The organism is Haliea atlantica (genome assembly GCF_054779855.1).
The window spans coordinates 96,366-116,083 of record NZ_BAAGXL010000019.1 but is presented as its reverse complement, the minus strand read 5'-3'; the positions used below and the strand labels follow the sequence as shown (position 1 = coordinate 116,083).

Sequence of the window (19,718 nt, the reverse complement as noted above, 5' to 3'; positions counted from 1 at the left end):
CTCGAATGACGCGCCTGCTACTGTTGAGCCTCCTCCTGGCCGGCGTTTGCCAGGCTCAGATCTACAAATCCGTCGATCGCGACGGCAACGTCACCTTCAGCGACCGACCGCCCTCGGGCAGTGAAGAGGCCGAAGCGGTTGAACTGAAGCCCCTGAACACCGCACCCGCCCCCGAAGCGCTCCCAGAACCCTCTTCACGCCGCGAGAAGGCGGGGGACGAAGGCGCCGCAGCCGAACCCGACATACGCGTGACCAGCCCGCAAGCGGACCAGGTCGTGCCCATTGGCGATCTGGGCAACCTGACAGTCAATGTCGCAGTCGAACCACCCCTGAGTGGCGGCGAGCACCTGCAGCTCTACCTCGATGGCACCCCCCAGGGAGAGCCCCAGCGCGCCAACCAGTGGCAACTGGAGGGCCTGCCCCGCGGGGGCCACGACCTGCGCGTCGACCGACTCGGCATGCGGGGCGAAGTCCGCGCCAGCTCCGACACGATTCGCTTCTATGTGATGCGTCCGCTGAACATCCGCAACCGCCCCTCGACACCTGCACCACAATAGCGCACTCTATTGGTGCGGCACTGCCTGCCAACAGGTCCAGGCATCTGACGAGCATCCACCGGGGGTCCAATCAGGCCCTGTGTGTAAGTGAACGCTAACCTCAAAGCGCCTATAAAGCAGGTAAAAATAGAATGATTTGAGGAGCCGCATCAGATTGGCGCCATTCTTGCTTCAGATTGCCTGAAGACGAGGCAGGACGGCCGCAGCGCGGTCAAACATGGGGCACAGATGCAGACAGACGAGTCCGGGATTCTCGAGCACATCAGCACCGGGGTAATTGCCCTGGGGCCCGAATTGCAGGTGTGCGTGATGAACCCGGCTGCCGAGGTCCTGCTCGAAGTGTCGGCGGTACGCGTGATCGGCAATCACGCCAGCCAGCTCCTGTTACGCTCCCAGGAGCTGATGCAGACCTTGGACCAGGCTCGCCGCGCGCACGCCTCCCTGGCACGACGCAGCGTTCAGCTGCTGCTCTATTCCGGCCAGGAATTGCAGGCGGACCTGATTGCAACCCCCCTGGTGGATCATCCCGCAGGCTACAGCATGCTGCTGGAGATCCTGCCCATTGATCGCATGCTGCGCATGAGTCGCGACGAAAACCTGCTGCAGGCCCAGGAAACCACCCGGGCGGTCATCCGCGGCCTTGCCCACGAGATCAAGAATCCCCTCGGCGGGGTTCGCGGCGCCGCCCAGTTGCTGGCCCGGGAACTGCCCGATGAAACCCTGGCCGAGTACACCCGCATCATCATCCGCGAGGCAGACCGCCTGCGCGACCTGGTCGACCGCCTGCTGGGCCCCAACCAGCGCCCCAAGCTGCAGGCTCTCAATATCCACGAAGTTCTCGAGCATGTGCGCAACCTGATCGAAGCCGAGGCGGACAACCGGATTACCGTGGGCCGGGACTACGACCCCAGCCTGCCCCTGCTGCCGGGGGATCGCACACAGCTGATCCAGGCAGTGCTCAACATCATGCGCAACGCCCTGCAGGCCGCGGAAACCCCGGAGGACTGCAAACTGGTTCTGCGCACGCGCTCCCAGCGCCAGTTCACCATCGGCACCACACGCCACCGCCTGGTCTGCCGGGTGGACATTGTCGACAACGGCCCGGGCATCCCGGACGACCTGCAACAGGCGATCTTCGTGCCCATGGTCACCGGACGTCCGGACGGTACCGGCCTCGGCCTGTCGATTGCCCAGGCCATTATCAACCGCCACGGCGGCATGCTCGAGTGCGCCAGCGAACCGGGCAATACCCGGTTCACGATCTACCTGCCAATGGAATCCGACCATGCAGAGACACGCTAAAGTCTGGGTCGTCGACGACGACAGTTCTATCCGCTGGGTGCTGGAGCGCGCCCTGAGCCAGGCCGGCATCGACAACGAAAGCTTCGCCGATGCGGAGCACCTGCTGGAACGCATGCAGGGCGAGCCGCCGGACGTGGTCATCAGCGACATTCGCATGCCCGGTATCGACGGCCTGACCCTGCTCTCGCGCCTGAGCGAGGAGCACCCGGAACTCCCGGTGATCATCACCACCGCCCACTCGGACCTGGACAGCGCGGTGACCTCGTACCAGCGGGGCGCCTTCGAGTATCTGCCCAAGCCCTTTGACATCGACGAAGTGGTCGCCGTCACCGAGCGCGCCCTGGCCCAGGCACTGGAAAAACGCGGCGAAGTACCCGCCCAGGAGGCGCTGCCCGACACCGAGATCATCGGCGAAGCCCCGGCCATGCAGGAGGTTTTCCGCGCCATCGGCCGGCTGGCCCACAGCAACATTACGGTGCTGATTAATGGCGAATCGGGCACCGGCAAGGAACTGGTGGCCCGTGCCCTGCACCGCCACTCACCGCGCGCGCAGCAGCCCTTCATCGCCCTGAACATGGCGGCGATTCCCCGGGACCTGATGGAATCTGAGCTGTTCGGCCATGAAAAGGGTGCCTTTACCGGCGCCAACAACAAGCGGGAAGGGCGCTTTGAACAGGCCAACGGCGGCACCCTGTTCCTGGACGAGATCGGCGACATGCCGGCGGAGACCCAGACCCGGCTGCTGCGGGTGCTAGCGGACGGCGAGTTCTACCGCGTCGGCGGTCACACTCCGGTGCGGGTGGATGTGCGCATCATCGCCGCCACCCACCAGGACCTGGAGGAGCGCGTGCGCCGGGGCGAGTTCCGCGAGGACCTGTTCCATCGCCTCAACGTCATCCGCATCCACATTCCGCGCCTGTCGGAACGCCGGGAGGACATCCCCCGGCTGATGAAGTTCTTCTTCCGCAAAGCGGCGGATGAGCTCGGGGGCGAGGCCAAGGTGCTGCTGCCAGATACCGAGCGTTTCCTGGTCAATCTGCCCTGGCCCGGCAACGTGCGCCAGCTGGAAAACACCTGCCGCTGGCTCACCGTCATGGCCTCCGGTCGGGAAATTCACCTGCGCGATCTGCCCCCCGAGCTGGGCAAGGCGCCGCCCACCGTCACCAGTGAGGGCGGCAGTGCCGAGTGGCACGAACTGCTCTGCCAGTGGGCCCGCAACGAGCTGGTCCAGGGCAAGCACCACATCCTGCGTCAGGCGGTGCCACTGTTCGAACGCACCATGATCGAAGTGGCCCTGGAGCACACCCGCGGCCGCAAGCGGGATGCGGCAGAGCTGCTCGGCTGGGGTCGCAATACCCTGACACGAAAGATGAAAGACCTCGACATGCCCGGCTGATACACTGCGCGAATGTTGCACATCGCCCTCTATCAGCCGGAAATTCCGCCCAACACCGGCAATATTATTCGACTCTGCGCCAATACCGGCTGCCAACTTCACCTGGTAGAGCCCCTGGGCTTCAGCCTGGATGAAAAGCGCCTGCGACGCGCCGGCCTGGATTACCGCGAATTTGCCCGGGTGCAGGTACACAGCAGCCTGGACAGGCTGCGCGCCAGCCTGCCCGACAGCCGCTGGCTGGCCCTCAGCACGCGCGGCCGCCGCTGCTACAGCGAGCATCAGTTTCGGGAGAGCGATCTGCTGTTGTTCGGCCCGGAGACCCGGGGACTACCCGGGGAGCTGCTGGACAGCCTGCCCGAAACACAGGTATTGCGGATACCGATGCAGGCCAACAGTCGCAGCCTCAACCTGAGCAATGCCGCGGCGGTACTCTGCTATGAAGGCTTGCGGCAGCTGGGCTTTCCCGACCTGGCGTAGTCAGGGAGGGCTGCGAGTGGGACGACTGCACGACGCAGCCAGGGGAGTGGGCCGCCCGCGAGGGGCGACCGCAGGTAACGCTCAGTGGCTGGTGGCGGCCTCGGCCGCACCGTTCTGACCCTCGGACTGCGAGTTGGCCAGGGCCTGCTGGTAGAGCGCCTCGAAATTGACCGGCGCCAGCATGACCGGCGGGAAGCCGCCTTTCACACAGAGATTGTCGATAGTCTCGCGCGCATAGGGGAACAGCACGTTGGGGCAGGCGGTAGCCAGTACCTGGCGCAGGGTTTCACCCTCGAAGCCGCGCACCGTGAAAATGCCCGCCTGCTGCACCTCGACCAGGAATGCCGTTTCTTCCTCGACCTTGGTGGTCAGGGTCACGGTCACCACAACCTCGAAGTTGCCGTCCTCGTCGATGCGGTTGCTCTTGGTGTTCAGGTCGACGTTAACCTTGGGCTTCCAGGTCTTGCGGAATACCTCGGGGGTACCCGGTGACTCGAAAGACAGGTCCTTGGTGTAGATACGCTGCAGGGTAAACTGCTGGCGGGGCGGTTCCCCGGCCGCGCCTGCGGCTTGTGCTTGTTCGTCGGCCATTGCGCCGTCCTCCATGGGGTTGTTGTTAAGCGCCCGCGCCGGGCGCCCGTTGCAGAAGTTCGTCCAGGCGACCCTCGCGCTCCAGCGCCGCAAGTTCGTCAAAGCCGCCCACGTGGCAATCACCGATCCAGATCTGGGGTACCGTACGGCGGCCGCTGCGCGACTGCATCTCGGCCCGGCGTTCGGGGTCGGCATCCACCGGAATATCGTTGAACTCGACGCCCTTGCGCACCAATAGCGCCCGGGCGCGGGTGCAATAGGGGCAGAATCGGGTGGTGTACAGCACCACCTGGGGAGACAGCACGGACATGGCTATTTCACCAGTGGCAGTTGCAGGTTGTTCCACTCCAACATACCGCCCGCCATCTTGTACACCTTGGAGAAGCCAGCCGCCTTCAGCTGCTTGCTGGCCGAGCCGGCGGTCTGCCCCATCTTGCAAACGAGGATTACCGGCTGATCGCGGTACTTCTCCAGCTCGCCGATCCGGCTCTCCAGCTTGCCGGCGGGAATGTGCAGGGCGTCCGCGATATGCCCGGCCTTGTACTCGCCGGCGTCGCGCAGATCGACGAACACACCGCCCTCGGCATTGACCCGATTGATAGCCTGCTGGGGACTGAGAGCAGGACCCGCCTTGCGGGCCTCGTGCAACACCAGCATGACCAGCACCGCCAACAGGGCCGCGAACAAAACCCACTGCTGGGTCACGAATTCCAGGAATAAAGCCATAGGGCAGACGTCTTGCCGCTGTTCAAAAAGGCGCCAAGTATACAGCCTATGCCGGGGGGCGGCCAGCCATCAGCGGCCGCCAATTACCCCATGCGATGCGTGCGCCAAGCGGGTAAAATGCGCGATTCACGCCATCCACGAGCACATCCGGGAGAGCCATGAGCAGCGCCAGCCAGAAAACCCCCACCGTCCTGATCATCCTGGATGGCTGGGGTTACCGGGAAGAGACCCAGGACAACGCCATCGCCAACGCCAACACCCCCGTCTGGGACCGGCTGTGGCGGGAGGCACCGCATACCCTGGTCTCCGGCTCCGGCCTGGACGTGGGCCTGCCGGCAGGGCAGATGGGCAACTCCGAGGTCGGCCACATGAGCCTGGGTTCCGGCCGGGTGATCTACCAGAACATTACCCGCATCGACCAGGCCATCGCCGATAACAGCTTTGACGAGAACTCCACCTACACCGCCGCCATCGACAAGGCGGTGGACCGGGATGGAGCGGTCCATGTACTCGGCCTACTGTCCCCCGGCGGGGTTCACAGCCACGAGGACCAGCTGCTGGCGGCTGTTCGCCTGGCGGCCAAGCGCGGTGCCCGACGCGTCTATCTGCATGCCTTCCTGGATGGTCGCGACACCCCCCCGCGCAGCGCCGAGGCCTCCCTGGAAAAAGCCCAGGCCCTGTTTGCCGAGCTCGGCTGCGGGCGCGTCGCCAGCATTGTCGGCCGCTACTATGCCATGGACCGCGACAATCGCTGGGACCGTATCCAGCAGGCCTGGGAATTGCTGGTCGACGGCGAAGCGCCGCACCGCGCCGAAACCGCCACCGCGGGGCTCGCCGCCGCCTACGCCCGCGACGAAAACGACGAGTTTGTCCTGCCCACCCTGATCTGTCCGGACGATGAGGCGCCGGCCTGCATCCGCGACGGCGACACCGTGCTGTTCATGAATTTCCGCGCCGACCGCGCGCGCCAGCTGACCCGGGCTTTCGTCGAACCGGGCTTCGACCAGTTCCCGCGCAAGCAGGTGCCCGACCTGGCCGGTTTTGTCACCACCACCGAATACGCCGCCGATATTCCCGCGCCCTGCGCCTTTCCCCCCGAGTCCCTGGACAACGTGCTGGGCGACTACCTCGCACAGCGGGACAAGACCCAGCTGCGCCTCGCGGAAACCGAGAAATATGCCCACGTCACCTTCTTTTTCAGCGGCGGCCGCGAGGAGACCTTCCCCGGCGAGAAGCGCATCATGGTGCCCTCACCGGATGTCGCCACCTACGACCTGAAACCGGAGATGAGTGCGCCAGAGGTCACCGACGAGCTGGTGGCGGCAATCCGCTCCCGCGACTACGACCTGATCGTCTGCAACTATGCCAATGGCGACATGGTCGGCCACACCGGCGTCTACACGGCGGCCGTGAAGGCCGTGGAAACGCTGGACAGCTGCCTGGGGCGGGTTGCCGACGCCTTGGAGGAGGTCGACGGCCAGGCCCTGATCACCGCGGATCACGGCAACTGCGAGCAGATGCAGGACTACGAGTCCGGCCAACTGCACACCCAGCACACCACGGAGCGGGTGCCCCTGGTCTATGTCGGCCCCCGGCATCTGCAGCTGGACCCGAAGGGCGGCATCCTCGCGGACATCGCCCCCACCCTGCTCGACCTGATGGCGCTGCCCCAGCCCGACGAGATGAGCGGCCACAGCCTGGTGCTGTCGGAGGGCTGAGCGCATGCCCGGCCCTCGCCTGTCGGGGCCGGCTCGCGTGCTGGCTGGCCTCCTGCTGTTCTGCGCTCCGGCAGCACTGGCGGCAGATTCCCCGGAGCGCCCCGAGGAAGCCCGCGCGGCACTGGAGGCCCTGCAGGCCAGGATCACGGAGATCACCCGGGAACTGGAAGCCTCGCGGGGCGAGCTCGGCGACCTGCAGACGCAGCTGCGGGACAGCGAACAGCGGCTGGGCAGTCTCAGTCGCGAGATCAGCGAGAACCGCGAGGCCATCGCCGACACCCGGGCGGAACTCGAGCAACTGCGCGCGCGCCAGGGGGACCTGGAAGCCCGCCGCGACCAGCAGCGCCAGCGCATTGCCGAGCAGCTGCGCGCGGTCTGGCAACAGGGGCGCGAACCGGACATCAAGCTCCTCCTCAACCAGACCGATCCACAGACGGTAGCGCGCAGCCTGGCCTACCATCGCTATTTCCTTGACGTTCGCCGGGAGCAGCTGGAGGCCTTTCGCGCCACGCTCGCGGACCTGGCAGAGGTCGAGCAGAACATCGCCGCTCGCAGCCGCGAACTGGAAAGCCGACGCGACACCCTCGCCGCGCAGCAGGAAGTGGAACTCGCATTAAAGGCGGAGCGTGCCCGGGTCGTCGCCAGCCTTGACGCCGATATTGCCGACCAGAGCCGGCAGCTGGAACAACTGCAACAGGAGCGGGCGGAGCTGGAGGAACTGCTGCAAGCTCTGGAGCAGGCAGCCCTGGCGCTGACACTGCCCGAAGACGCCCGCCCCTTCGCCGAGGCCCGCGGTGAGCTGGAGTGGCCGGTACCCGGCAAGCGCGCCAACAGTTTCGGTAGCCCGCGGGGCAGTGGTGGCCTGCGCTGGCAGGGCCTCAATCTGCTCGCCGATACCGGCACACCCGTGCATGCCATCCACCACGGGCGCGTGGTCTACGCCGACTGGCTGCGCGGCCTCGGGCTGCTGCTGATCCTCGATCATGGCGACGGCTACATGAGCCTCTACGGCCACAACCAGAGCCTGCTCCGCGAGGTCGGTGACTGGGTCAATGCCGGCGCCCAGATCAGTACCGTCGGTAGCAGTGGCGGCCAGCAGTCCCCGGCGCTGTACTTCGAGATCCGCCAGCAGGGCAAGCCGGTCGACCCCGTGAGCTGGTGCCGCTGAACCCGACGAATCGGTTACACTAGGGTTTTGCGTTTTCCAGAGCGGCCCCGTGCCGCAAGACGGTACCCATGCTCATGTCCTTCTCCCGCGTTCTCGCCGCTGCTGCACTGCTAGTTGGCGCTCTGCACAGCCATGGCACGCTCGCCAACGAAGCCCACCAGAACGACCCGGCGGCGCGCCTCCCCCTGGACGAGTTGCGCACCTTTGCGGACGTCTACCACCAGATCCGCACCGGCTATGTGGAGGAACTCAGCGACAGCGAGTTGCTGGAGCTGGCAATCCAGGGCCTGCTGATGAACCTGGATCCGCACTCTGCCTACCTGACCAAGGACGCCTTTGCCGACCTGCAGAGTTCCACCAGCGGTGAATTCAGCGGCCTGGGCCTGGAGGTGGGCATGGAGGACGGCTACGTCAAAATCATTGCCCCGATTGACGGCTCGCCCGCGGCCGAGGCCGGCCTCCAGCCGGGGGACATCATTCTCAAGCTCGACGGCAGGACGGTGAAGGGCATGGGCCTGGGAGAAGCCGTCGACCTGATGCGCGGGCCCCGCGGCACCGACATCGAGCTGACCATTGGCCGTCCGGGGGAGAGCCAGCCCTTCGACCTGACCCTGACCCGGGACACCATCAAGGTGGCCAGCGTGCGCGAGCGCAGCCTGGAACCCGGGTACGGGTATATCCGTATCGCCCAGTTCCAGCACGGCACCGGGGCTGACGTTCGCAAGTCACTGCAGCGCTTGCAGAAGAAAGCCCCCCTCAAGGGCCTGGTACTCGACCTGCGCAGTAACCCGGGCGGCGTCCTGCAGGCCAGTGTCGAGGTCGCCGACCTGTTCCTGGACGGCGGGCTGGTGGTCTACACCGAAGGCCGCCTGCCCAATTCCGACGTCGAGTACGCCGCCGAACCCGGCGATGCCAGTGACGGCATACCGCTGGTGGTGCTGATCAATGGCGGCTCCGCGAGCGCCTCGGAAATCGTCGCCGGCGCGCTGCAGGACCACAGTCGCGCGGTGATCATGGGCACCGACAGCTTCGGCAAGGGCTCGGTGCAAACGGTGATGCCGATTTCCGAAGAGCGGGCGGTGAAGCTGACCACCGCGCTCTATTACACCCCGAACGGCCGCTCCATCCAGGCTGCTGGCATCGTGCCCGATATTCTGGTGGAGCGCGCCCAGGTCACCACCTTCGAGAATCCGGGCCAGATCAGCGAGGCCGACCTCAACCGGCACCTGGACAACGGCAACGGCAATGCTACGCGCCGCGAGGCGCGCAAGTCCCTGCTGACCGAGGACAACCAGCTCTACGAAGCCCTGACCCTGCTCAAGGGCGTGAATATCCTGGCACGGCAGGGGCAGCAGGCCGGAAATCCGGCCTCTCGCGCCCAGGATTGACCGTGCACCGGCGGGGGCCCCCTCGCTTCTGGCCCGAAACCCTTCAGCAGCTCAGCCTTCTGGCGCTGCTAATACTGCCCGTTTCGGTGTCGTCGACTCCCGCGCCAGACACGTCCGGTGCGGCCGCACCTCGGGCCGCCACAACGGCCCTCCAGCAACCACTCCCAGGCAAAGCCCGGCAGCCACGCCTGGTCATCATCATTGACGACATTGGCAACAGCCTGCGGCAGGGTCGCGCCATCGTCGAACTGCCCGGCAAGCTGAATATCGCGGTATTGCCCCATACCCCCCACGGCGCCAGCCTGGCTGCACAGGCCCATCGTGAGGGCAAGGAGATACTGCTACACGCGCCGATGAGCGCACGCAACGGCAAGTCACCCGGTGCGGGCGCATTGACCCCGGACATGGACCAGACGCGATTGCGGCAGACCCTGGCTGAGGCGCTGGCCAGCGTACCCCACGCGCGCGGGGTGAACAACCACATGGGCAGCGAGATGACAGCCGATGCACAGGCGATGCGCTGGCTGATGCAGTTGCTGCGCGAACAGGGGCTTTACTTCGTGGATTCACGCACCCACAAGGGCACGGTCGCCGCCCTTCAGGCGCAGGCGGCCGGGCTGCCCCACCTCTCGCGACAGGTATTCCTCGACAACCTGCGCGAGCCCGACGCCATCCTGGAGCGCCTTGAGGCAGCCATCGCGCGCGCCAGGGAAGAGGGGCTGGGAGTGGCCATCGGCCACCCCTACCCGGAAACCGCTGCCGTCTTGCGCAATCAACTGCCGACCCTGGCCCGGCGCGGGGTGAGCCTCGCACTGGTCTCCGAGGCGCTCGGGATTGGGGTTTCAGGTCCGTCCAGGCCCCCGGCGGAGCCGCCCGAGAACCATCACCCGGGGCCCCTGGACAATCCGGTCCCCTCGGCCGCGGGCACCTGTCTGCCTGCGCCCGCCCCGCGACCACCACTGCGCCGCGTTTGCAGTCGCGACTGGCAGACTTACCTGACAGGCTATTGAGAGCAGCGGCGGGCTTATAACCGGCAGCTATTCCGAGAGCACTTTATATTATTTAGTTACCAATTCTCTCTGATCTATTCTGTTTTCGTCTAACAAAGAAAGGCATGACAGTATGGACTGGCAGGGTTGGCTGGCTCTGGGAAGCGCGGGGGGCGTTCTGCTCACGCTGGGGCTGACGCGACTGCAACCACAGGTGGTAACCCTGGCGGCGCTGGCACTGTTGATGACCTCGGGCGTCCTGAGCGGCGAGGCTGCCCTGCTGGGCTTCGCCAACCCGGGTCTGGCCACCGTGGCGGCCATGTTCGTGGTAGCGGCGGGCATCCAGGCTTCAGGCGGCAGCGAGTGGATCGTCAATCGCTGGCTGGGTCGACCGGGGAATATCCGCAGCGCCCTGGGGCGCCTGTTCACACCCGTGGTGCTGCTCAGTAGCGTACTCAACAACACCCCGGTAGTGGCCACCATGATCCCCGCGGTGCACAGCTGGTCGCGCAAGACCGGGCTGTCCGCATCCCGCCTGATGATTCCCCTGAGTTATGCCTCCATCCTCGGCGGCACCCTGACCCTGATCGGCACCAGCACCAACCTGGTGGTCAACGGACAGTACCGGGCACTCACCGGGGGCGAAGGTTTTTCGCTATTTGCCATCAGCGGCGTCGGATTGGTCGTCGCCGCCAGCGGCCTGTTGTTCATGTGGCTGTTCTTCCCCCGCTGGCTGCCCGACCGCCAGCCGCGGCAGACCTTCGCCAACACCCGGGAGTTCACCCTGGAGGTCGCGGTCACCCGGGGCGGCCCGCTCGTGGGCAAGACCATCGAGGGCGCCGGCCTGCGCCACCTGCGCCGGGTCTACCTGGTGGAAATCGAACGCGACGGCACCCTGTTGACCGCAGTGGACAGCGGCGAAACCCTGCGCGGCGGCGACCGCCTGGTGTTTGCCGGCGACACACAGGCCATTACCGATCTCCTCGGCATCAAGGGTCTCGAGGCTTCACCGGAAAACGGCTTGGAGGGGCCACTGCAGCAGGAGCGCGCCGAGCGACGCCTGGTGGAGGCTGTGGTCTCGCCCCATTGCGAGGCCATCGGCCAGGCCATCCGCGATGCCCGCTTTCGCGACCGCTATGGAGCCGTTGTGCTCGCCGTCGCCCGCAACGGCGAACGTATCCGGGGCAACCTGGGGACCATTGAACTGGAGGCTGGCGACACGCTGTTGCTGGAAGCAAGACCCGCCTTCGTCACCCGGCAGCGCTACAGCCGGGACTTCCTGTTGATCAGCGAGCTCGACGCGCAGCCACCCCGCCACGAGAAGGCCTGGCTGGCCTGGATGATTCTGCTCGCCGTCATCCTCAGCGCCGGTACCGGCCTGCTGAGCATGCTCAATGCCGCCCTGATCGGTGCCCTATTGATGCTGGCGACGGGCTGCTGCTCCCTGGCCCAGGCCGAACGCAACCTGGACCTCGGCGTACTGGTAACCATCGGCGCCTCCTTCGCCCTGGGGCTGGCCCTGGAGCAGTCGGGCGCCGCCCTGTTCCTCGCGGCCAATATCATGGACCTGAGCGGAGGACGCCCCTGGCTAATGCTGGTGCTCACCTATGTTGCGGTATCCCTGCTCACCGAAACCATCACCAACAACGCGGCCGCCCTGCTGATGCTCCCGGTCGCCCTGAACCTGGCCGGCGGCGCCGGCCTGGCGCCGGAGCCCTTCCTGCTGGCCATCATGTTCGCCGCTTCCGCCAGCTTCGCCACCCCCCTGGGCTACCAGACCAACCTGATGGTCTACGGCCCGGGTGGCTACCGCTTCAGCGATTTCCTGCGGGTGGGCATCCCGATGAACCTGGTGGCAGGGACCAGCGCACTACTGGCCATTTTCTGGCTGTGGCCGCTGGAGGCAGCCGGGTGATCACTCAGTAGATCGCGCCCGCCGCGCGCTGATAGCTCTGCAGCAGCGCACGCCCCTGCTCGGCCAGCACGCCGAGGGTGACCGCAATGCCGCGTGTCTCCAGTGCCGACACCCAGTTGTCCGGCTTGGCGCCCTCGTCAAAACCGACGGCCTCGGCATCCTCGGTGGCGGCCGCGCAAACCAGCCGATGGAGGCCCGCGAACGGTATGGCACCAAAGCACATCGCGCAGGGCGCGCAGGTGGTGTACAGGCTGCAAGGACCGACACTACCCAGGTCGTGGCTCCCGATGCGCTCCTGGGCGAGCGCCATGGCCAACATTTCCGCGTGCCACAGCGAGCAGCGGGCAGGCAGCACCCGGTTCGCCGCGACTGCGAGCAACTGGCCGTCGGGACCGAGCACCACCGCTCCGAAGGGACCCCCTCCCTCGACAATATTGCGTTCAGCCGCAACCACGGCAAGCTGCATCGCGGCGGCGTCGCTATCGAAGTGGCGACGGCCACGATTGAGCGCCGCAAGCCAGTCGGGCAACAGGCCAGACAGGGACGCAAGCGGCTTGTCACCAGCACAGGCAGACATGCTCAGCGGGAACCTCCCTCGTTGCGGCGGGTGTCCGCCTTGGCGGCATACATGCCACGATCCGCATGCTGCAGCAAGGCCTCCGGGGAGATGCCGTCGCGGGGATAGAGCGCCAGACCGACACTCAGGGACGCACCGACGATCTGCCCGGCCAGCTCGAAAGGCCGGGCAAACTCCTCGCGGATTTTGATCATCAGGCCCTCGAGGGGAGCGGTACTGTTCAGGCCCTCAATGACCACCACGAATTCGTCTCCGCCCAGTCGCGCTACTGTGTCCGCCCGACGCACACAGGCCGTGAGCCGCTGTGCCGCCAGCTGCAGCAGGCGGTCGCCGGCGGCATGGCCCAGGGTGTCGTTGATCTGCTTGAAATCGTCCATGTCGACGAACAGCAGCGCCACGAGCTGGTCATGCCGCTGGGCGCTCTCCATAGACTGGATCAGGCGGTCGTTCAGCAGGGCTCGATTGGGCAGCCCGGTCAGGGCATCATACTGGGCCAGGTGTTCCAGTCGAAGCAGCATCGTCCGATGGCGAATGGCACTGGCCACCTGCTCGGAGACAAATTGCAGCAGCGTCCGCTCGCGCTCACTGAAGGCGCTCTGGGGAAGCAAGCGCTCGACAGTCAGCACGCCCATGATCCCCTGGTCGTCTACCAGGGGGATGCCCAGCCAGGAGTGGGGCAGGCTATCGGCGTCCTTTGTCCCCTGAGCCAGGATGCTCTGGCGATCCAGCAGCAAGGGACGCTGCGTCCGCATCACTTGCACGACGAAGGGTTCCAGGCGATGCCGGGACGGCACTCCCACGGGGGCTCGATTCAGCGGGGCCGCCGAACCGGCCGGGCTGTCTGGGTTCGCATGGTCAAGCACGACCTGAAAGTTGTCGCAGGGAACCAGCTCGACAATGATGCCGCGGATTTCATCCAGCAGAGCGGACAGGTCCCCGCTGCGATGGACTGATCGGGAAATCTCCAGCAGCGCTGCCTGGGCCCTCTCGGCCTGCTTGCGCCGGGTGACATCCCGGGCCACGCCGATACGCACCTGGTCCCGTTCGGACCAGCGTGCACTCCACATGATGTCGGCGACGGAACCATCCTTGCGGATGTAGCGGTTTTCGATCTGGCTGCTGCTGATGCCCGACATTACCCTCTCGGCCTGGGCCCGGGTAAGTTCCTGGTCCTCGGGATGGACCAGGTCCCATACCATCCTGCCGACCATCTCCTCGGGGGCATAGCCAAACACCTGCCGGCTGGCGGCGGAGACATAGAGGAAGCGACCGTCGCGATCCACCACACAGACCGCATCCAGGATCAGGTCGAGTACCTGATCCAGGGAGGGGGGTGGGAGTGAATTGCTCATGCTCCTCACCCCCACCGGATCAGCTGCGGACTTCGATGCCGTGCTCGGCCAGGTAAATCTTGGCCTGGGGCACGGTATACTCACCAAAGTGGAAGATGCTGGCGGCGAGCACCGCATCGGCGCCGCCGAGCAGGATGCCATCCACCAGATGTTGCAGGTTGCCCACGCCACCGGAGGCGATAACGGGGATATCCACGGCGTCGGTGATGGCGCGGGTCACGCCGAGCTCGAAGCCGTTCTTTGTCCCATCCCGGTCCATGCTGGTGAGCAGGATCTCGCCGGCGCCCAGTTCGGCCATTTTCACCGCCCAGGCCACCGCGTCGATTCCGGTGGGCTTGCGACCGCCGTGGGTAAAGATTTCCCAGCGCGGCTGGCCGTCCACATCGTCGACCCGCTTGGCGTCGATAGCGACGACGATGCACTGGGCGCCGAAGCGCTGGGAGGCACGGCGCACCAGTTCCGGCTCGTGGATGGCGGCGGTGTTGATACTGACTTTGTCGGCACCGGCGTTGAGCATGGTGCGAATATCCTCCACCGAGCGGATCCCGCCGCCCACGGTGAGGGGGATGAAGACTTCCCGGGCGATGGCCTCCACCGTGTGCACCGTGGTCTCGCGGCCCTGGTGACTGGCGGTGATGTCCAGGAAGGTGATCTCGTCGGCGCCCTGCTCGTTATAGCGACGGGCGATTTCCACCGGGTCGCCGGCGTCGCGGATATCCACGAAGTTGACGCCCTTCACCACCCGGCCGTTGTCCACGTCCAGGCAGGGGATAATGCGCTTGGCCAGCCCCATCAGGCGCCGGCTCCCGCACCGGCCTGGTCACACAGGCGCTGGGCCTCGGCGACGTCCAGGGTGCCTTCGTAGATGGCGCGACCGGTGATGGCACCGCAGATGCCCTCGTGGGCCACGGCACTCAGGGCGCGAATATCGTCGAGATTGGTGATCCCGCCCGAGGCAATCACCGGAATCGACGAGGCGCGGGCCATGCTCAGCGTGGCTTCGACATTCACCCCCTGCATCATCCCGTCCCGGGCAATGTCGGTGTAGACAATCGCCGAGACGCCGTCCGACTCGAACTGCTTCGCCAAGTCGGTCGCCTGCACAGTGGAGACCTCGGCCCATCCATCGGTGGCCACCAGGCCGTCTTTGGCATCCAGGCCGACGATCACCTTGCCCGGGAAGGCGCGGCAGGCTTCCGCCACGAAGGCCGGCTCCTTGACCGCCTTGGTGCCGATGATCACGTAGCTGACACCGGCGCGGACATAGTGCTCGATGGTTTCCAGGTTGCGGATACCGCCGCCGATCTGGATCGGCAGGTCGGGGTAAGCTGCCGCGATCGCGGTCACTACCTCACCGTTCACTGGCTCACCGGCAAAGGCGCCGTTCAGGTCCACCAGGTGCAGGCGCCGGCAGCCGACATCCACCCAGCGCCGGGCCATGGCCACCGGGTCGTCGGAGAACACGGTGCTGTCCTTCATGAGGCCCTGGCGCAAGCGCACGCACTGGCCGTCCTTGAGGTCAATGGCGGGGATGATCAACATGTGGGGTTCCACTCGATAAAATTGCGCAACAGCTGCAACCCGGCGGTGTGGCTCTTCTCCGGGTGAAACTGGGCGGCAAACAGGTTGTCTCGGGCCAGGGCGGCATCCGCCGTGACCCCGTATTCGACACTGCCGGCAACCAGGCTGCGGTCCTCGGCCGTGACGTAGTAGCTGTGCACGAAATAGAAGCGGCTGTCGTCGGGTATCCCCTGCCACAGGGCGTGGGGACGCACCTGGCGCACCCGGTTCCAGCCCATGTGTGGCACCTTGAGCCGCTGGCCCTCGGCATCCTGTAGCGGGTGGCCAAAATGCCGCACCCGGCCCGGGATAATATTCAGACAGGGCACGCCGCCGTTTTCCTCGGAGTCCGTCATCAGTGCCTGCATGCCCACGCAGATCGCCAATACGGGCTTGCGCTGTTCGGTGAGCGCCAGCTGCAACAGCTGGTCACAGTGCAGACGACGGATCTCGGCCATGCAATCGCGGATGGCGCCAACCCCCGGGAAGACCACACGGTCCGCGGCACGGATCTCCGCTGCGTCGCAGGTAACCACCACCCGTTCCGCGCCCACGTGCTCCAGGGCACTGGCAACCGAGTGCAGGTTGCCCATGCCATAGTCGATAACGGCAACGGTTCCACTCACGGCTTAGAGCACACCCTTGGTCGAGGGCATGGCATCCGCCATGCGTTCATCCCGGCCGAGGGCCATGCGCAGGGCACGACCAAAGGCCTTGTAGACGGTTTCGATCTGGTGGTGGCTGTTTTCACCGCGCAGGTTGTCGATATGCAGGGTCACCTGGGCGTGGTTGACGAAGCCCTGGAAGAATTCCTGGAACAGGTCCACGTCAAAGCCGCCAACCTGGGCGCGGGTGAAGGGAATGTTGTAGACCAGACCCGGGCGCCCGGAAAAGTCCACCACGACCCGCGACAGGGCCTCGTCCAGGGGCACGTAGGCGTGACCGTAGCGAAAAATCCCCTTCTTGTCCCCCACCGCCCGGGCAAAGGCCTGCCCGAGGGTAATGCCGATATCCTCCACCGTGTGGTGGTCGTCGATATGCAGGTCGCCCTTGGCCTGGACGTCCAGGTCAATCAGGCCATGCCGCGCGATCTGGTCCAGCATGTGCTCGAGAAAGGGCACGCCGGTGTCGAAGCGCGCCTGCCCGGTGCCGTCCAGGTTCACGGTGGCCGTGATCTGTGTTTCCAGGGTGTTGCGGGTGATGCTTGCCTTGCGCTCGGACATGCCGGCCTCCGGAAGTCGGGAGCAGTGTGACTGGGGCGCCCCAGGGCGCCGCGGAAAGCCGGCCATTATAGAAGAAAGCCCGGGGGAATTCACCGCCGGCGGACCCCGCCAGCCCGGAACAGGCGCCCGCGGGTCAGGCTTTCTCGCGCTCCCCACGGGCCGTCTCCCCAGCCACCGACAGCGGCTGCACCAGCAGGTTGTCGAAGCGCGAATCGGCGGGCTCGCGGAGGTACTCAAGGCCCAGCTCCCGCCGCTCGTGCTCGGCATAGTCCCAGTGCCGCGCGGAGCCGAAGAGATAGTCGAACCAGGGCACCAGGGAGCCGTAGTTGCTGTTAGTGAAACGGGGCTCGGAGCTGTGGTGCACCCGGTGGAAGTCCGGGGTCAGCACCAGCCAGCGCAGCCGGCGCTCGATGGCTTCGGGAATCCGCACATTACTGTGGCTGAATACGGTCGCCAGGACGGCAAACAGCCGGTAGGCAGCGGCGGCTTCCAGAGATACCCCCAGCAGAAATACCAGTGGGGCACTGATTGGCAGGGTCAGCAGGGGCTCGAGGGGATGGTGCCGATAGCTGGTGGAGACATCGACCTGGGTGTCGGAGTGATGCACGGCGTGAATGGGCCACAGCCAGGGCACCCGGTGGAAAGCCACATGCACCCAGTAGCCGAGCAGCTGCGTGGACGCCAGCAGTATCAGAAACCCGGCGACCGGGCCCCAGCCGAGCATCTGCAGAATCCCGAACTCCCGGCGATCAGTCCACGCGGCGACCCAAAGTACCAGGAGCGTGTTGGCAACCGCGGAGAGATACCAGTTCACCAGCCCGAGGGAAAAGTTGTTGCTCCAGCGCCAGGCCACACCGGCGCTGTCCGCGCGCCGGGGGGCAAACATCTCCCACAGCATGCAGAGCCCGAAGACCACGAAGGTGAAGGTATACACCAGGGTCGAGGACGAACTGACAACGATTCCACTTTCTTCCATGGCACCCCCGAACGTGAGGTCAGTCTAGCAGATCAACCGGGGCAAAATCGCACCCGGGAAATACAACAGAAAATTAAATTTGCACATGTCAAGACTTTGGGGTAGAAAAACATCAGGAAAGTCAAGATTTCTCGGGGGAGAGACGCATCATGGAGATCAAGCACACCGGCCGCCTTGCGGCCACAATCACCGCTATTGCCTTGTTCGGCGCCGCACCAGCCACTCTTGCCGGTGGACCGCAGATCATTGTCGAGTTCGGGCCGGGCTCCCTGGCCGTGCCCACCCTGGGCACAACGGCCCTGATTGCACTGGGCGGGCTGTTGGCCATCATTGCGCTGCGCGCTTTTCGCGGCGGCGCCGCCGGTCGCGCCGCAGCAGTGGCTCTCTTCTCCGCGGGCTTGATCAGCGGCGGACTGGGCGTGGAACGCAGCCTCGCCACCAGCTCCTTCAGCGTTACCTCCGCGGGGGACTGCGAGACGGGCGGTACCTACGCGATGTACGAACGGGGCGGCAACATTTTCACTAATGACTGCCCCAACCCCATGCGTATTCTCGGCTACCGCTTCCAGAACCCGGAGCAGCAGTGCACCCTCGTACCCAACGAGGGAGAAGGCGTACCCGCCTGCACCCTCAACAGCCCCGTGGCATCCGGTGGGCAGTGCGCGCTGCCCCTCTGCGCACCGGAGTAGCGCCCAGGCGTCAAACGCCGGTTAGCCAGCCTGCAAACCCGCCACCCGGCGGGTTTTTTGTTTGTAACTTCCCGCAATCCGGCGCATCGTTGGCCACGTAAGCAAAAGCTGAACGGATCAAGGATTGCCCATGCACGCCACCCTGCCACTGCTGAAGGTCAGTGACTTCCCGACGCTACAGCGTCGGACGCTGGACACCCTGCAAGTCAATCTCGGCTACCGCTGCAATCAGCGCTGCCTGCACTGCCATGTCAATGCCGGTCCGACCCGCACCGAGATGATGGACGACGACAATATCGCGCTGCTGCCCCGGGTCCTGGATGCTCGCAATATCGAGCTGCTGGACCTCACCGGCGGCGCACCGGAGATGCACCCGCGCTTTCGCGAGGTCGTCAGCATGGCCCGGGAGCGCGGCGTGCGCGTCATGGATCGCTGCAACCTGACCATTCTGCAGGAGCCGGGCTACGAGGACATCGCCGCATTTCTGGCCGCACACCAGGTGGAAGTGGTGGCTTCGCTGCCCTGTTACTCGCCGGCCAATGTCGACCGGCAGCGGGGGGACGGCGTCTTCGACAAGAGCATCGCGGCCCTGCAGGCGCTCAACCGCCTGGGCTACGGCGAGCCTGGCAGCGGGCTCGTGCTGAACCTGGTCTACAACCCCCAGGGCCCCAGCCTCCCACCGCCACAACAGGCCCTGGAAGCCGACTACAAGCGCGAGCTGCGGGAGCACTTCGGCATCGAGTTCAACACCCTGTTCACCCTGGCCAACATGCCTATCCAGCGCTTTGGCAGCACCCTGGTGTCCCGGGGCGAGTTCGCGAGCTACATGCAGCTGCTCAAGGACGCCTACCAGCCCGGCAACCTGGAGGGTGTGATGTGCCGCTCCCTGGTCAGCGTGGACTGGCGCGGCTACCTGTATGACTGCGACTTCAACCAGCAGCTGGATCTCCCCCTGCCAGGCAACGGTCCGCGCCAGCACCTGCGCGACCTGCTCCGGGAGGACCTGGTCGGCAAAGGCATCCACACCGCGGACCACTGTTATGGATGCACCGCAGGGCAAGGCAGCAGCTGCGGCGGGGCCCTGAACGCCTCGTAAGCAACCCCCAGAGGCCCG

Annotated in this window: 21 protein-coding genes; 11 read left to right on the top strand and 10 right to left on the bottom strand. The window is 65.7% G+C overall.

Features of this window, described 5'->3' with window-relative positions:
* The first annotated feature begins 5 nt into the window (after positions 1-5).
* From ACYVGS_RS12315 to ACYVGS_RS12300, 4 genes are all read left to right on the top strand, one after another.
* On the top strand, positions 6-557 hold the full coding sequence (locus tag ACYVGS_RS12315) for a DUF4124 domain-containing protein (RefSeq protein WP_460588989.1): 552 nt from the start codon (positions 6-8) through the stop codon (positions 555-557).
* A gap of 228 nt (positions 558-785) precedes the next feature.
* Positions 786-1,859, top strand: coding sequence for a two-component system sensor histidine kinase NtrB (gene glnL / locus ACYVGS_RS12310; protein WP_460588988.1), 1,074 nt, complete (start codon positions 786-788; stop codon positions 1,857-1,859).
* On the top strand, positions 1,843-3,255 hold the full coding sequence (gene glnG, locus ACYVGS_RS12305) for a nitrogen regulation protein NR(I) (protein WP_460588987.1): 1,413 nt from the start codon (positions 1,843-1,845) through the stop codon (positions 3,253-3,255). The genes glnL and glnG overlap by 17 nt, the downstream gene beginning before the upstream one ends.
* A 12-nt stretch (positions 3,256-3,267) precedes the next feature.
* Positions 3,268-3,732: a tRNA (cytidine(34)-2'-O)-methyltransferase gene (locus ACYVGS_RS12300; RefSeq protein WP_460588986.1), complete on the top strand. Its 465-nt coding sequence runs from the start codon at positions 3,268-3,270 to the stop codon at positions 3,730-3,732.
* 81 nt (positions 3,733-3,813) lie between these two features.
* Here the strand turns inward: ACYVGS_RS12300 and secB are convergent, their stop codons facing one another.
* From secB to ACYVGS_RS12285, 3 genes are read right to left on the bottom strand one after another with little or no spacing between them, the layout of a single operon-like run.
* On the bottom strand, positions 3,814-4,323 hold the full coding sequence (secB, locus tag ACYVGS_RS12295; protein ID WP_460588985.1) for a protein-export chaperone SecB: 510 nt from the start codon (positions 4,321-4,323) through the stop codon (positions 3,814-3,816).
* 25 nt (positions 4,324-4,348) lie between these two features.
* Positions 4,349-4,633, bottom strand: a complete 285-nt coding sequence (grxC, locus tag ACYVGS_RS12290; RefSeq protein WP_460588984.1) for a glutaredoxin — start codon at positions 4,631-4,633, stop codon at positions 4,349-4,351.
* Between the two features lie 2 nt (positions 4,634-4,635).
* Positions 4,636-5,049, bottom strand: coding sequence for a rhodanese-like domain-containing protein (locus tag ACYVGS_RS12285; protein WP_460588983.1), 414 nt, complete (start codon positions 5,047-5,049; stop codon positions 4,636-4,638).
* A 158-nt stretch (positions 5,050-5,207) separates the two neighbouring features.
* On the opposite strand from ACYVGS_RS12285, the gene gpmI reads away from it, so the two are divergent.
* From gpmI to ACYVGS_RS12260, 5 genes are all read left to right on the top strand, one after another.
* Positions 5,208-6,767 carry a 2,3-bisphosphoglycerate-independent phosphoglycerate mutase gene (gene gpmI, locus ACYVGS_RS12280; RefSeq protein WP_460588982.1) on the top strand — a complete coding sequence of 520 codons (1,560 nt, stop codon included), beginning with the start codon at positions 5,208-5,210 and terminating at the stop codon, positions 6,765-6,767.
* Positions 6,768-6,771: 4 nt separating this feature from the next.
* Complete coding sequence (locus ACYVGS_RS12275) at positions 6,772-7,935, top strand: murein hydrolase activator EnvC family protein (RefSeq protein WP_460588981.1); 1,164 nt, start codon at positions 6,772-6,774, stop codon at positions 7,933-7,935.
* Between the two features lie 68 nt (positions 7,936-8,003).
* Entirely contained in the window at positions 8,004-9,323 is a 1,320-nt protein-coding gene (locus ACYVGS_RS12270) for a S41 family peptidase (RefSeq protein ID WP_460588980.1), read from the top strand.
* A gap of 2 nt (positions 9,324-9,325) precedes the next feature.
* Positions 9,326-10,333, top strand: a complete 1,008-nt coding sequence (locus ACYVGS_RS12265) for a divergent polysaccharide deacetylase family protein (protein WP_460588979.1) — start codon at positions 9,326-9,328, stop codon at positions 10,331-10,333.
* A gap of 112 nt (positions 10,334-10,445) precedes the next feature.
* Positions 10,446-12,227, top strand: a complete 1,782-nt coding sequence (locus tag ACYVGS_RS12260) for an SLC13 family permease (RefSeq protein WP_460588978.1) — start codon at positions 10,446-10,448, stop codon at positions 12,225-12,227.
* A gap of 4 nt (positions 12,228-12,231) precedes the next feature.
* Here ACYVGS_RS12260 and ACYVGS_RS12255 read toward each other — a convergent pair whose 3' ends face one another.
* From ACYVGS_RS12255 to ACYVGS_RS12225, 7 genes are all read right to left on the bottom strand, one after another.
* Positions 12,232-12,804, bottom strand: coding sequence for a nucleoside deaminase (locus tag ACYVGS_RS12255; protein WP_460588977.1), 573 nt, complete (start codon positions 12,802-12,804; stop codon positions 12,232-12,234).
* Positions 12,805-12,806: 2 nt separating this feature from the next.
* Entirely contained in the window at positions 12,807-14,156 is a 1,350-nt protein-coding gene (locus tag ACYVGS_RS12250; RefSeq protein WP_460588976.1) for a sensor domain-containing protein, read from the bottom strand.
* Positions 14,157-14,175: 19 nt separating this feature from the next.
* A complete protein-coding gene (gene hisF / locus ACYVGS_RS12245; RefSeq protein WP_460588975.1) occupies positions 14,176-14,949 on the bottom strand; it encodes an imidazole glycerol phosphate synthase subunit HisF in 774 nt (257 codons plus the stop codon).
* Entirely contained in the window at positions 14,949-15,698 is a 750-nt protein-coding gene (gene hisA, locus ACYVGS_RS12240) for a 1-(5-phosphoribosyl)-5-[(5-phosphoribosylamino)methylideneamino] imidazole-4-carboxamide isomerase (RefSeq protein WP_460588974.1), read from the bottom strand. Before hisA ends, hisF begins: the two co-directional genes overlap by 1 nt.
* The gene (gene hisH, locus ACYVGS_RS12235) at positions 15,692-16,342 is read right to left on the bottom strand and encodes an imidazole glycerol phosphate synthase subunit HisH (protein WP_460588973.1); all 651 of its coding nucleotides are present in this window, start codon (positions 16,340-16,342) and stop codon (positions 15,692-15,694) included. Before hisH ends, hisA begins: the two co-directional genes overlap by 7 nt.
* Positions 16,343-16,345: 3 nt before the next feature.
* The gene (gene hisB / locus ACYVGS_RS12230) at positions 16,346-16,939 is read right to left on the bottom strand and encodes an imidazoleglycerol-phosphate dehydratase (protein WP_460588971.1); all 594 of its coding nucleotides are present in this window, start codon (positions 16,937-16,939) and stop codon (positions 16,346-16,348) included.
* Between the two features lie 133 nt (positions 16,940-17,072).
* On the bottom strand, positions 17,073-17,915 hold the full coding sequence (locus tag ACYVGS_RS12225; protein ID WP_460588970.1) for a sterol desaturase family protein: 843 nt from the start codon (positions 17,913-17,915) through the stop codon (positions 17,073-17,075).
* Between the two features lie 149 nt (positions 17,916-18,064).
* Between ACYVGS_RS12225 and ACYVGS_RS12220 the strand changes: the two genes are divergently transcribed.
* Together ACYVGS_RS12220 and arsS are read left to right on the top strand one after the other, a co-directional pair.
* Positions 18,065-18,604: a midcut-by-XrtH protein gene (locus ACYVGS_RS12220; RefSeq protein ID WP_460588969.1), complete on the top strand. Its 540-nt coding sequence runs from the start codon at positions 18,065-18,067 to the stop codon at positions 18,602-18,604.
* A gap of 130 nt (positions 18,605-18,734) precedes the next feature.
* Positions 18,735-19,700 carry a radical SAM/Cys-rich domain protein gene (arsS, locus tag ACYVGS_RS12215; protein WP_460588968.1) on the top strand — a complete coding sequence of 322 codons (966 nt, stop codon included), beginning with the start codon at positions 18,735-18,737 and terminating at the stop codon, positions 19,698-19,700.
* Positions 19,701-19,718: the final 18 nt, after the last annotated feature.

Coding starts and splice junctions, on each gene's coding strand:
- ACYVGS_RS12315 (WP_460588989.1), top strand. CDS start 6: ATGACGCGCCTGCTACTGTTGAGCCTCCTCCTGGCCGGCGTTTGCCAG.
- glnL (WP_460588988.1), top strand. CDS start 786: ATGCAGACAGACGAGTCCGGGATTCTCGAGCACATCAGCACCGGGGTA.
- glnG (WP_460588987.1), top strand. CDS start 1,843: ATGCAGAGACACGCTAAAGTCTGGGTCGTCGACGACGACAGTTCTATC.
- ACYVGS_RS12300 (WP_460588986.1), top strand. CDS start 3,268: ATGTTGCACATCGCCCTCTATCAGCCGGAAATTCCGCCCAACACCGGC.
- secB (WP_460588985.1), bottom strand. CDS start 4,323: ATGGCCGACGAACAAGCACAAGCCGCAGGCGCGGCCGGGGAACCGCCC.
- grxC (WP_460588984.1), bottom strand. CDS start 4,633: ATGTCCGTGCTGTCTCCCCAGGTGGTGCTGTACACCACCCGATTCTGC.
- ACYVGS_RS12285 (WP_460588983.1), bottom strand. CDS start 5,049: ATGGCTTTATTCCTGGAATTCGTGACCCAGCAGTGGGTTTTGTTCGCG.
- gpmI (WP_460588982.1), top strand. CDS start 5,208: ATGAGCAGCGCCAGCCAGAAAACCCCCACCGTCCTGATCATCCTGGAT.
- ACYVGS_RS12275 (WP_460588981.1), top strand. CDS start 6,772: ATGCCCGGCCCTCGCCTGTCGGGGCCGGCTCGCGTGCTGGCTGGCCTC.
- ACYVGS_RS12270 (WP_460588980.1), top strand. CDS start 8,004: ATGCTCATGTCCTTCTCCCGCGTTCTCGCCGCTGCTGCACTGCTAGTT.
- ACYVGS_RS12260 (WP_460588978.1), top strand. CDS start 10,446: ATGGACTGGCAGGGTTGGCTGGCTCTGGGAAGCGCGGGGGGCGTTCTG.
- ACYVGS_RS12255 (WP_460588977.1), bottom strand. CDS start 12,804: ATGTCTGCCTGTGCTGGTGACAAGCCGCTTGCGTCCCTGTCTGGCCTG.
- ACYVGS_RS12250 (WP_460588976.1), bottom strand. CDS start 14,156: ATGAGCAATTCACTCCCACCCCCCTCCCTGGATCAGGTACTCGACCTG.
- hisF (WP_460588975.1), bottom strand. CDS start 14,949: ATGGGGCTGGCCAAGCGCATTATCCCCTGCCTGGACGTGGACAACGGC.
- hisA (WP_460588974.1), bottom strand. CDS start 15,698: ATGTTGATCATCCCCGCCATTGACCTCAAGGACGGCCAGTGCGTGCGC.
- hisB (WP_460588971.1), bottom strand. CDS start 16,939: ATGTCCGAGCGCAAGGCAAGCATCACCCGCAACACCCTGGAAACACAG.
- ACYVGS_RS12225 (WP_460588970.1), bottom strand. CDS start 17,915: ATGGAAGAAAGTGGAATCGTTGTCAGTTCGTCCTCGACCCTGGTGTAT.
- ACYVGS_RS12220 (WP_460588969.1), top strand. CDS start 18,065: ATGGAGATCAAGCACACCGGCCGCCTTGCGGCCACAATCACCGCTATT.
- arsS (WP_460588968.1), top strand. CDS start 18,735: ATGCACGCCACCCTGCCACTGCTGAAGGTCAGTGACTTCCCGACGCTA.